The sequence below is a fragment of the Bariatricus sp. HCP28S3_F11 genome, from assembly GCF_052065395.1.
GTDB lineage: Bacteria > Bacillota > Clostridia > Lachnospirales > Lachnospiraceae > Allocoprococcus.
This window is the reverse complement of sequence record NZ_JBQHUC010000005.1, coordinates 1-12038: the sequence shown is the minus strand read 5'-3', so window position 1 is coordinate 12038 and position 12038 is coordinate 1. Positions and strand designations below refer to the sequence as shown.

Sequence of the window (12038 nt, the reverse complement as noted above, 5' to 3'; positions counted from 1 at the left end):
GAAATGACAAAGAATGTAATGATTGTCGGTGTAGGAGGACAGGGATCTCTCCTTGCCAGCAAACTTTTAGGATATCTCCTTCTGAATGAAGGATATGATGTAAAAGTATCTGAGGTACATGGTATGAGTCAACGCGGTGGAAGCGTGGTTACATATGTAAGATTTGGAGAGAAGGTGTATTCACCGGTCATTGACAAGGGTGAGGCAGACTTTATCGTATCCTTTGAAAAGCTGGAAGCGGCACGTTATGTGGAATATTTGAAAAAAGGCGGACGCATCGTGGTCAATACCCAGGAGATCGATCCAATGCCGGTCATCACCGGTGCAGCTTCTTATCCGGAGAACCTGATCGATAAGATGGAAGCAGAAGGAATCGCAGTTGATGCAATGGACTGCCTTTCCCTTGCAGAGCAGGCTGGCTCTGCCAAAGCGGTAAATCTGGTCCTGATGGGAAGACTTTCCAGATATTTTGATATTCCGGAAGAAAAATGGATCAGTGCTATTGAGAAGTGTGTTCCGGAAAAATTTGTCGAAATGAACAAAAGAGCGTTTGCCCTCGGGAGAGGTTAAACAATACAGTAAGAAGGAGAAAAAGAGATGAAAAGATATTTTCAGCCAGAGATCGAATGCGCATCCAGGGATGAGATTCATAAGATCCAGAGTGAGAGACTTGTAAAACAGGTCCGGAATGTTTGGGACAATGTGCCAATGTACAGAAAGAAAATGGAGGAAAAAGGACTGACTCCGGAAGATATCAAGTCTGTGGATGATCTGCCGAAATTGCCTTTCATTGAAAAAGATGATTTAAGAGACGAGTACCCATATGGATTGCTTGCACGTCCGCTTTCAGAATGTGTTCGCATTCAGTCAACCAGTGGTACTACCGGAAGACGTGTGGTTGCCTTCTATACTCAGCATGACATTGATCTCTGGGAGGATTGCTGCGCCAGAGCAATCGTAGCCGCAGGCGGAACCAAAGAAGATGTCTGCCATGTAAGTTATGGTTATGGTTTGTTTACCGGCGGCCCGGGATTAAATGGTGGTTCCCACAAAGTAGGATGTCTGACGCTCCCGATGTCTTCCGGAAATACGGAGAGACAGATTCAGTTTATGACAGACCTGGGATCTACGATTCTTTGCTGTACTCCATCTTATGCTGCCTACCTAGCGGAGAGCATTCATGAAAAAGGGGTACGCGATCAGATCAAATTAAAAGCAGGTATTTTCGGAGCAGAAGCATGGACAGAAGAAATGCGCCATGATATCGAAGAACAGCTTGGCATTAAAGCGTATGATATTTATGGACTTACAGAAATTTCCGGTCCGGGTGTAGCCTTCGAATGCGAAGAGCAGACCGGTATGCATGTAAATGAAGACCATTTTATTCCGGAAATCATCAACCCGATCACGGGAGAGGTGCTTCCGGACGGCGAGAAGGGCGAGCTTGTATTTACCAGCATTTCGAAAGAAGCATTCCCGCTCATGAGATATCGTACCCGTGATATCTGTATCTTAAGCAGGAAAAAATGTTCTTGCGGAAGAACGCATGTGAAGATGAGCAAACCGCTTGGAAGAAGTGATGATATGCTGATCGTTAAGGGTGTAAATGTATTCCCGTCCCAGATCGAGACCGTACTTATGAACCAGGGATATCCGGCGAACTATCAGATCATCGTTGATCGTGTAAACAACAGTGACACCATCGAAGTTCAGGTAGAAATGACACCTGAGATGTTCTCCGACAACTTGAGTGTTGTATCCGAAAAAGAGAAAGAGCTTGTAAACGGACTGAAAGCGATGCTTGGAATTTACGCTAAGGTTAAGCTGGTTGCACCTAAGAGCATTGTAAGAAGTGAAGGCAAAGCAGTTCGAGTGATTGATAAACGAAACCTGTATCAGGGTTAATGAATAGGAGGGAAAATTCATGACAGTTAAACAGATTTCCGTATTTCTTGAAAACCAGCCGGGAAAACTTGCTGAGGTTGCAGCGGTTCTTTCCGCTCAAAAAATCAACCTTCGTGCAATTTCAGTAGCAGAAGCTTCTGATTTCGGTATTGCCCGTATCATCGTGGATGATGTTTTCAACGCAGTTACCATTCTGAAAAATGAAAATTATATTTGCTCTATTACCGATGTCATCGCTGTGGAAGTTCAGGATGAGCCCGGTATGCTTGCAAATATGATTGCTGTACTTGGGACAGAAGGAATCAATATTGAGTATATGTACACGATTTTGGGAAAGAAGAACGATGTTGCATATATGATCATTCGTACGAATGATGATGCACAAGCTGCAAAGATTCTGGATGCGAAAGGATTCCGTATTGTAGGTATGGACGCAATGAAGTAATTGGATAGAGAGAAAAGCAAAACCCACCGGAGAATTCTTCAGTGGGTTTTACTTTTATTGAATGCCTAATAATTTTATAGCATTTTCTGATAGAATCAATTCTTTTTCCCGATCAGTGAGTGCGCTTTCCTTCAGAATTTCAGCACAGGTTCTTTGGTCTGCCCATGGACAGTCGGTAGCAAAAAGAATCTTATCCGCGCCATGTTTGCGCACCATGCGGATAAACTGGGCTTCACTCACACGAGTGATAGAGTAAGCAGTGTCGAGAAAGATGTTCTGACCGCAGAGTTTTTCTTCGGCCTCATCGTAATTTTCGTTGCTTCCTAAATGTGCAAGAATCAGATTTTCCGGAGCAACATCTTTCAAAACGTCGAGAACCATATCGGGAGTGCAGAACTCATGATCCGGCGTATAGGGATCATATCCGGCATGAGTGATAACCGGAAGACCGATCTCGGATGCGGCATAGATCAGATTTTTCATGCGGATATCATTGAATTCTACATTCTGATAATGTGGGTGGACTTTGACTCCGGCGAATCCTTCTCGTTTAATCAGCGCCAGATGAGCTTTGCAGTCAGGATCGTCCGGATGGATACCCGCAAGGGAAATCAGCCGTTGCTCATGAACGGAAGCATACGTCTCGTTGATATAAACCGCAAAACGAAGGATGGAATCAAATTGCTTCACATCGGTTACGACAGGAAGCACAACACTGATGTCGATACCGGCCTGTTTCATGGAAGAACGCAAGCCGTCTGCACAACCGTTGGTGGTGGGCTTTTGTCTTATGACTGCTGCCAGATTGGAAATCGCTCGTTCTGCGATTTTCTCTGGAAATATATGAGTATGAAAATCAATAATCATGGGTGTTTTCTCTTCTAGTATTTATTTGACAGATTTTTATGTGTTATTTATAAGAATCTGCCAGTTTTTTGAACGCATCAAGCGCGCGTTCGATTCTTTCTGTAGGTACGCAGTAGGAAATACGTGCATGTCCCGGACAGCCGAAACCGGATCCCGGAACGATAAGGATATTAAACTGTTTTGCTCTTTCACAGAAAGCAACGTCATCTTCTTCCAGTGTCTTCGGGAAGATGTAGAAGGTTCCGTCCGGTTTTACTACATCAAAACCAATCTCGCGGAGCCCATTGTAAAGGAGATTGCGGTTGGTCTCATAGATGGTGATGTCGGCAGTCATATCTGCACACATGGCACATACGCGCTGGAAAAGTCCGGGTGCATTGACATATCCAAGGGAACGGCCTGCACCTGCAACAGCTGCGTACACCAGTCCGTGTTCCTCGACTTCATCCGGAACAAGAACGTATCCCAGACGTTCTCCCGGAAGGGAGAGGGACTTGGACCAGGAATAGCACACCAGAGTATTGTTGTAGTATTTAGGAAGGTACGGAACCTCAATACCATCGAACACGATCTCGCGATAAGGCTCATCCGCGATCAAGTAGATCGGATGGCCCAATTCAGCAGATTTTGCGTTGAGGATCTCCGCAAGTTTTGTGCAGGTCTCATGTGAATATACAACACCGCAGGGGTTATTCGGAGAGTTTACAATGACTGCTTTTGTGTTCTCGTTGATTGCTGCTTCAAACTTTTCAAAGTCGATCTGGAAAGCTTCGGTATCGGCAGGGATCAGATTCATTTTTGCGCCGGCACCTTCGATAAATACTTTGTATTCCGGGAAGTATGGTGCAAATACAATGACCTCGTCATCCTTGTTACAAAGACCATTCAGACAGCAGCAAAGTGCAGCGGCGGCACCGACGGATACATAAAAGTTATCCGGTCCGAAAGATGTATCGAACCGTCTGTTTACGGAATCGGCAAGGAGCTTTCTGACTTCGATGTCTCCCTGAGCGCTGGTATAACCATGAATAACTACAGGATCTGTATCCTGAAGCAGTTTGATTGCAGTTTCATTGACTGCATCCGGAGCCGGAACACTTGGATTTCCGATGGAGAAATCAAATACATTCTCAGCGCCGATTTCTGCAGCTCTTTGTTTACCAAATTCGAAAAGTTCACGGATCACGGAACGGGAAGTTCCCAATGCCACCATTCTTTCATTTAAATTCGCCATGATGATTACCTCGTTGTTTTTGTTTATTTATGATTGGATTGTAGTTGTATATTAACGCGTTGCTGTAATAATGATAGAGCATAATATTTTATTTGTCAATGAAAGAATCCCGATGAAAAAGCATCTTATTGTATGAAAAAAGGCAAAAAACAAGCGGACGTATCCGTAATCTGATTGACAGATCAAATGGCGTATGCTACAATTTTATTACTTTAACGATTTAAAGATTAAAACTTTAAGGTACTAAAGAAAAAGCACAAACTCAATGAGTTAGTTGAGAGGGAAGAGGAAAGAAAATGTTAAAAGTAATTGTACTCCTGGCATACTTTGCACTGATGATCGCAATCGGTCTGTATTGCCGCAAAACAGCAACAGATGTAAATGGTTTTGTATTGGGCGGCCGCTCGGTTGGACCGTGGCTTACCGCTTTCGCATACGGTACTTCTTATTTTTCCGCGGTCGTATTTGTAGGATACGCGGGACAGTTTGGATGGAAATATGGTATCGCAGCGACCTGGGCCGGTATTGGAAATGCCATTATTGGCTCACTTCTTGCATGGGTAGTTCTGGGAAGAAGAACCAGAATCATGACACAGCATCTTGATTCAGCGACGATGCCGCAGTTTTTCGGACAGAGATACAACAGTAAAGCACTGAAATTGTGTGCTTCCCTGATTATCTTCGTGTTCCTGATCCCATATACAGCATCGCTTTATAATGGTCTTTCCAGATTATTCGGAATGGCATTTAACATTGATTATTCCGTATGTATTGTATTGATGGCAGTTCTCACCGGTATCTATGTAATTGCCGGAGGGTATATGGCTACTGCGATCAATGATTTCATTCAGGGTATGGTTATGCTGGTAGGTATTGTTGCAGTGATCGCGGCAGTCCTTGCAAGCAAAGGCGGATTTATGGAAGCATACCAGGGACTTGCACAGATTTCGGATGAAACGGTTTCTACCGCGCCCGGTGTATTCGCATCTTTCTTTGGACCTGATCCACTGAACCTGATGTTTGTGGTTATCCTTACTTCTCTTGGTACATGGGGACTTCCACAGATGGTTCAGAAATTTTATGCGATCAAAGATGAGAACGCGATTCAGAAAGGAACTATTATTTCCACGCTGTTTGCTCTGGTTGTAGCCGGCGGATGTTATTTCCTTGGCGGTTTCGGACGTCTGTTCTCCGATAAAATTGATATTGCCGCAAATGGATATGATTCTGTTATCCCGACCATGTTGGAGAGTTTAAGCCCGATGCTGATCGCATTGGTAGTAATCCTGGTACTTTCCGCATCTATGTCTACACTGTCCTCACTGGTAATCGCGTCCAGTTCCACACTGACGATCGATTTTATTAAAGATAACGTGGTAAAAGATATGGATGACAAAAAGCAGGTAACTGTAATCCGTGGATTTATCGTCGTATTTATCGCGATTTCTGCAGTACTTGCACTGATTCAGTATAAGAGCTCCGTAACCTTCATCGCACAGCTGATGGGTGTGTCATGGGGAGCACTTGCAGGTTCCTTCCTGGCTCCGTTCCTGTATTCGCTGTACTGGAAGAAGACAACGGTAGCATCCTGCTGGGTATCCTTCATCTGGGGCTGCGGTCTTACGTTTATCAATATGTTTGCAAGATCAAGCCTTCCGGTGATCATGCAGTCTCCGATCAATACGGGTGCAATCGCAATGCTCGGCGGTCTGATTATCGTTCCGCTTGTCAGCCTTGTTACACCGAAGCCGGATAAGAAACTGGTAGACGAGGCATTTGCCTGCTATGAAAAATCAACTGTAGTTTCACAGAAAACGGCACTTGGAAAATAAAGAATGTAGATGTTAAAAAATAGCTAAGATCGGGATGGATCGGAGTGGGTGTGGATTAATTTATTTATGTACGTACGCACCGTAAAATGAAAAATGAGTGTAGATGTGGTCTGCTGACAAAAAACATGGAAAAGAAGTATTACGAAATTCTTTTTATAACTACTTTCATTGTTGGAATCATAAGTGTGATAATGCCTTGGGGACAAAGAACCACAATACCGATTCAGATGTTTTTGGGCAATGGCAGTCCGAAAAATCTTGCAGGAGAATGAATCGTATTTATGTGCCTTGCAATTTATCTATCGGCTGCCTGTATGAAAATGGAATTTGGGACAGAAAATTAAAACCAAATTTTAAAACAAACGCAATTGCCAGTGTAATTGCAGGTACTGCATTAGGTGTCATTTGGTTTGTGATTTCCTATCAAAATTATCATAATTTTATCGGATCTATTATGACCGGTGCTTTTATGTTCGTTTGTACGGGAGGTTTATGTTTGGCTGCATTAGTAGTATCCTCACTGATATACAAAAAAAGAGTTGAAAAACTGGAAAAGGTGGATGAGGATTCTATGTGTGACGAATAGAATATATGATATGAATGGGATGAGCGGTGCTTCGGGAATTAGAATTCGAAGCACCGTTTATTATGTATCCGTTCCCAAAGTCATCTTAATTGACTTAATGCGATGTTGTGTTTATAATAATACTAATTTGAATGTGACTAGGTACCTGTCCCCTGGTCACTCGCAAACCGGAATTGATTTTATAATGACAGGAAAAGGCGGGAGTAGTGATTATGATTAACAGGGAAGATATGCTGGAACTGACCAGACGTATGACCCCGGCCAGGTCTTCGGTGTCGAGGATTGCAGGGGCGTATTTTGATGAGGAAGGTTATGTTGACGGGACTTTTAATACGCATTTTCTGAAATTGTCGGTACCGGACCGGACAAAGAATCTGAATCTGGCGAAGACGATTCTGATTTCCAGGACCAATGACCAAATGAAGGACTACCTAATCCCGGATTCTGCGAGAAAGCCGGGGAGCATCTGGCAGTTATTGGATGGGATTAAAGAGTCCGAACTTAAGAATGATGCATTTCTGGATATTTTGTATGAATTGATTCAAGAGAGAGTTCATCCGGGATATCCGTATGCTTGTTATCTTTATTTCGGACAATATGATGTTCCCGTAAAAGGCAGTGATAAGGAGTGGATGGAAGGATCGGAAGAGGTTTATACATACCTTTTATGCACAATCAGTCCGCTTATCGGCGAGTACGAACCGGGGAAACCGGAATTTGGATTCTTATATCCGGCTTTTCGTGACAGGACAACAGATAACAGATACATCAATATATTTGAAGAACAGAAAGGAAAATATTATGAACTGTATATGACACAGTATGCAGGGTTTGAAACGTAAATGATGGGAAGACTACAATTTCAAGAAATTGTAGTCTTCCGCTTTATTGACGGTTATTTTCTGCATTTTGTATAATAGGCGTAGCTGATATACGATGAGGAGAAAGGGGAACCAGGAGAAATGCAGAAAGAATTCTATACAGGTCATTTGTTTGATGTTTACCGGTATTTTGGAGCACATAAAGAAGGGGATCATTTTATTTTCCGTGTATTTGCACCGGGAGCGAGAGGCGTTACGGTCATGGGAGAATTTAGTAGCTGGCGGGAGATTCCGATGTATCAGGAGAACCAGAGTGGTGTATATATATCGGAGCCGATTGCGGCAAAGTTGGGACAAATGTATAAATATTGCATTTACACGGGAAAGGGCTGGCGGGTAGAGCATGCGGATCCTTATGGATTTCAGATGGAGCTGCGTCCGGCAAACTGTTCGATCCTGACGGAGTTGGATTCCTATCAGTTTCAGGACGAGGAATGGATGCAGTCGCGCACGGTAAGGCACGATGAGGCGTTGAATATTTACGAGCTGCACGCAGGATCCTGGAAAAAGAAAGGGGAAGAAGAGACGGACTGGTATGATTACGAGGAACTGGCGGAGCTTCTTATCCCATATATCAAGGAAAATCATTATACACATCTGGAATTCATGCCTCTTTCTGAGCACCCGTTTGACGGTTCCTGGGGGTATCAGAATACCGGATTTTTTGCGCCGACTTCACGGTATGGGACACCGGATCAGCTGAAAAAGCTGGTTGATAAATGCCATCAGGCAGGAATCGGAGTGATTATGGATTTTGTTCCGGTGCATTTTGCGGTGGATTATTATGGCTTGAAGGAATTTGACGGAACATGTCTGTATGAGTACCCAAATGCTGCAGTAGGAGAAAGTGAGTGGGGAAGCTGTAATTTCATGCATTCCCGGGGAGAGGTGCGCTGTTTCCTGCAGTCGGCGGCGAATTACTGGCTGGAGGAATTTCATTTTGACGGGCTTCGGATGGACGCGGTCAGCCGGTTGATCTACTGGCAGGGAGATGAACGACGCGGTGTGAACGGAACGACGCTGGATTTCCTGAAGACCATGAATCAGGGGCTGAAACAGCGCCATCCGACGGCGATGCTCATCGCAGAGGACTCGACTTCCTACCCGGGGGTGACAAAGCCGGTAGAGAAGGGCGGCCTCGGATTTGACTATAAATGGGATCTGGGATTCATGCATGACACGCTGGAGTATTTCCAGACGGCTCCGGAGTATCGGGCGCGGGATTATCATAAACTGACATTTTCTATGATGTATTTCTATCATGAAAATTATATGCTGGAATTCTGTCATGACGAAGTGGTACACGGGAAAGCGACGATCCTTCAGAAAATGAACGGGGATTACGATGGAAAATTTCCGCAGGCCAGAGCGATGTACATGTATATGATGGTGCATCCGGGTAAGAAACTGAATTTTATGGGAAATGAATTCGGCCAGCTCCGTGAGTGGGATGAGAAGCGGGAGCAGGACTGGGATATGCTGAAGTATCCGAATCATGATGCGCTTCACCGGTATATGATAGAACTGAACCGTATTTACCGGGAAAATGATGCGTTCCATAGGGACTATGATCCTGAGAATTTCCGGTGGGTGGACTGCCATCAGGAGGAGCGGTGCATTTATGCGATGGAACGCGTTGGAATCAAAAGAAAATATATAGCTGTCTTTAATTTTTCGAATGTATTGCAGGAAGCGTATGAATTTAAGGTTGAGGAAGATGCAAAAATCAGAGTGGCATTGCACTCAGACTGGGAAGAATTCGGTGGCAGTACCGCAAAAAAGACATCTCTTGTCCAAAATGAGTACAAAAATGGAAAGGTCATACTAAATCTTCCGCCGTTTTCCGGAATATTGTTGGAATCAGAATAAAGAAAAAGGGGCACTTCATTTATAAGAGGTGCCCCTGCGTTTTAAAATTTTGATATTTCGGTCTAATTCCTGTCCAATTTGCAGACTTTCCGGTCATAGGTGAGAAGACCGTTTACTTCTTCTTCGATGTCAGAAACCTGGGTGTAGATGGCTCCGCAAAGCCCCTTCTCGATCAGCGGATCGATCTCTTCACTCATCAGGCGGTAGAAAGCGCCTCTGAAATCGCTGACGGCCGGAAAAACCTTATACCCGTAAACACCGCGCGTGCTGACATGATCTTTGATCTGACAGGCGTACCCGCCATATTCGGAAATGACGAAAGCGCGTCGTTCCGGATTTACAAACTGTTTATCAAAGTAATTATGCTCACTCTTGAAATCCCCCTGTCCGCGGTCGAACCATCCGCTGGCGGAGTCGATCAGTCGGTCAGAATCCAGTTCCCGCAATAGCCGTGTGAGCTTCTTGGAGTCAAATTGTCCCCAGCCTTCATTGAAGATGACCCAGGTGCTGATACACGGGAAACAGCCAAGTGCCTGGACTGTATCGCGGCATTCCTGAATGAATTCTTCTCTGCCCCGGATACTCCTGCGGCCAAGAGGAAGGTGCAGCTTGTCACTCATACGTACCTTGAATTTCGGGAACAGAGCCGGGATCCAGGTCATAATGGGGGCATGATAGGCGCCGCCATTTACCATGTCCTGCCATACGATCATACCGAGGCGGTCACAGTGATAGTACCACCTGGCGGTCTCAATCTTCACATGCTTGCGCAGCATATTGAATCCAAGTTCTTTCATCTTGGTAATGTCATAGATCAGAGCATCGTCGGAAGGGGCGGTATAGAGTCCGTCCGGCCAGTAGCCCTGATCCAGGATTCCATTCAGAAAGAAGGGCTTGTGATTCAGGCAGAAACGGGAGATCCCTTTTGAATCATTTTCAATAGTATAGGTGCGCATGGCGAAATATCCGGTCACCTCATCCTTGCCGGCACGGACACGCAGGCGGTACAGATAAGGATGATCCGGAGTCCACGGCTCCATCTGGTCCACATCGCAGTAGCAGGAATATTCACAAAGAGAATCGGAATAATTGGTGCAGATTCCTTTGGAAATGATGTTGCCGTCGGCATCAAGAACATGGCAGACGACCGCATCCTGATCACGGCATGCCGGTACCGGACGGTTCAATTTTAAAGAGACATGCACCGTTTCCTTGTCATACTGAGGAGTCAGATGCAGTTCCGTGATATAGATATCCGGAACCCATTCCGCCCAGACTGTCTGCCAGATGCCGCTTTGGGCTGTATAGAACATTCCGCCGCGTTTCAGCTTCTGTTTGCCGGTGCTGTGGAAGGAGCGGTCCGACTGGTCTCTGACAGATACTGACAGAATGTTGGAACGTTCGGTCAGTGCGTCGGTGATATCTACGGAAAACGGAAGATAACCTCCGGTGTGTTCGATGACGGTCCGGCCGTTGATCCGGACACTGGCCTGCTGGTCCACGGCACCAAAATGAAGAATACATCTCTTGCCGTATGGCGGAAGAATCTCATCGGGGAGTGTCCGTTCGCAGATCAGAGTATCATCCGGGAAAATCTGCTGCTGCACGCCCGACAGAGGAGCTTCCGGTGAAAAAGGAACCAGAATCTTCCCTGAAACAGGAGCATGGCGTTTCTTTTTGGAAATGATGGTATAATCCCAGTAACCGTTCAGAATCATAAAATGTTCGCGTACCATCTGGGGGCGCGGATACTCTTCCAGAACGTGCTCGGGATCCAGCGACTCGCCCCACGTTGTTGTAAGGGGAAGAAGACGCCTTTTGTGATTGAAAAAATGTGCACTTTTGAGAGCAGATAAAAGATCCATATCAATTCCTCTCTTTTGTAAATTCTTGTGCAGGAGTAGTCTGCACAATTCGCTTGTTATTAGTATACCATAGACCGGCAGACGCTTCTGCAATTTTATAGAATTTTTACAATTCCCGCTCATCTTTTTTGACCGGAACTTTGGGAGGCTGGTAGTGATAAACATCCTCATAGGAATCCAGCTCCGCACGGGATATGGGGAGAGAGGGGATCAGTCCTGTACAATCCTGGGAGGAGGCTGCATTGGCAAGATAATCATAGGAATCAATGATACGATTGTTTTGCTGTTTTTCTTTTTTGTTCATGAAAATAACCTTCCTTTTTTTATGATATTTTCTGCATCAGGGGAAAAACTATGTAAAATTCATTGTAAAAACTTTATAAAGAGTTTATGATAATGTAAGGAAACAAGTTATAAAAGAGGAGTAAATAGCGAAAAATGAACCTGAATTATTCACGGTTGTGCCGTGAAAGTGGCTGAAAGCCACGTTGTTACTGTATTTTAACTGAATATTGCTTTTCACCTATCAAGTGAATGAAAAAAGAGCATCCACT

At 44.7% G+C, this 12038-nt stretch carries 11 protein-coding genes; 7 read left to right on the top strand and 4 right to left on the bottom strand.

The features are described 5' to 3' along the window. Positions 1–3 precede the first annotated feature (3 nt). Genes ACTNBR_RS03680 through ACTNBR_RS03670 form a run of 3 tightly spaced genes read left to right on the top strand, consistent with a single transcriptional unit; the run spans position 4 to position 2350 of the window. Entirely contained in the window at positions 4–570 is a 567-nt protein-coding gene (locus ACTNBR_RS03680) for an indolepyruvate oxidoreductase subunit beta (protein ID WP_427805669.1), read from the top strand. Between the two features lie 27 nt (positions 571–597). After that, entirely contained in the window at positions 598–1905 is a 1308-nt protein-coding gene (locus ACTNBR_RS03675; RefSeq protein ID WP_427805670.1) for a phenylacetate--CoA ligase family protein, read from the top strand. 19 nt (positions 1906–1924) lie between these two features. Continuing rightward, positions 1925–2350 (top strand): ACT domain-containing protein, encoded by a 426-nt coding sequence (locus tag ACTNBR_RS03670; protein WP_427805671.1) that lies wholly within the window; start codon positions 1925–1927, stop codon positions 2348–2350. A gap of 54 nt (positions 2351–2404) precedes the next feature. Here the strand turns inward: ACTNBR_RS03670 and ACTNBR_RS03665 are convergent, their stop codons facing one another. After that, entirely contained in the window at positions 2405–3217 is an 813-nt protein-coding gene (locus ACTNBR_RS03665; protein WP_427805672.1) for an amidohydrolase family protein, read from the bottom strand. Positions 3218–3260: 43 nt separating this feature from the next. Beyond that, positions 3261–4451 (bottom strand): pyridoxal phosphate-dependent aminotransferase, encoded by a 1191-nt coding sequence (locus ACTNBR_RS03660; protein ID WP_427808513.1) that lies wholly within the window; start codon positions 4449–4451, stop codon positions 3261–3263. A 296-nt stretch (positions 4452–4747) separates the two neighbouring features. Here ACTNBR_RS03660 and ACTNBR_RS03655 point away from each other — a divergent pair, with 296 nt between their 5' ends. The 4 genes from ACTNBR_RS03655 (at position 4748) to glgB (ending at position 9619) form a co-directional block, all read left to right on the top strand. Then, positions 4748–6283 (top strand): sodium:solute symporter family protein, encoded by a 1536-nt coding sequence (locus ACTNBR_RS03655; protein ID WP_427808515.1) that lies wholly within the window; start codon positions 4748–4750, stop codon positions 6281–6283. A gap of 103 nt (positions 6284–6386) precedes the next feature. Next, positions 6387–6869 carry a hypothetical protein gene (locus tag ACTNBR_RS03650; RefSeq protein ID WP_441016029.1) on the top strand — a complete coding sequence of 161 codons (483 nt, stop codon included), beginning with the start codon at positions 6387–6389 and terminating at the stop codon, positions 6867–6869. A gap of 212 nt (positions 6870–7081) precedes the next feature. Beyond that, entirely contained in the window at positions 7082–7711 is a 630-nt protein-coding gene (locus tag ACTNBR_RS03645) for a DUF4317 family protein (protein ID WP_427808519.1), read from the top strand. Positions 7712–7831: 120 nt separating this feature from the next. Then, positions 7832–9619 carry a 1,4-alpha-glucan branching protein GlgB gene (gene glgB / locus ACTNBR_RS03640; protein ID WP_427808521.1) on the top strand — a complete coding sequence of 596 codons (1788 nt, stop codon included), beginning with the start codon at positions 7832–7834 and terminating at the stop codon, positions 9617–9619. A 62-nt stretch (positions 9620–9681) separates the two neighbouring features. On the opposite strand, the gene ACTNBR_RS03635 is transcribed toward glgB, so the two are convergent. Both ACTNBR_RS03635 and ACTNBR_RS03630 read right to left on the bottom strand, forming a co-directional pair. Beyond that, the gene (locus ACTNBR_RS03635) at positions 9682–11484 is read right to left on the bottom strand and encodes a glycoside hydrolase family 2 protein (protein WP_441016026.1); all 1803 of its coding nucleotides are present in this window, start codon (positions 11482–11484) and stop codon (positions 9682–9684) included. Between the two features lie 106 nt (positions 11485–11590). Continuing rightward, complete coding sequence (locus ACTNBR_RS03630) at positions 11591–11788, bottom strand: hypothetical protein (RefSeq protein WP_427808525.1); 198 nt, start codon at positions 11786–11788, stop codon at positions 11591–11593. Positions 11789–12038 lie beyond the last annotated feature (250 nt).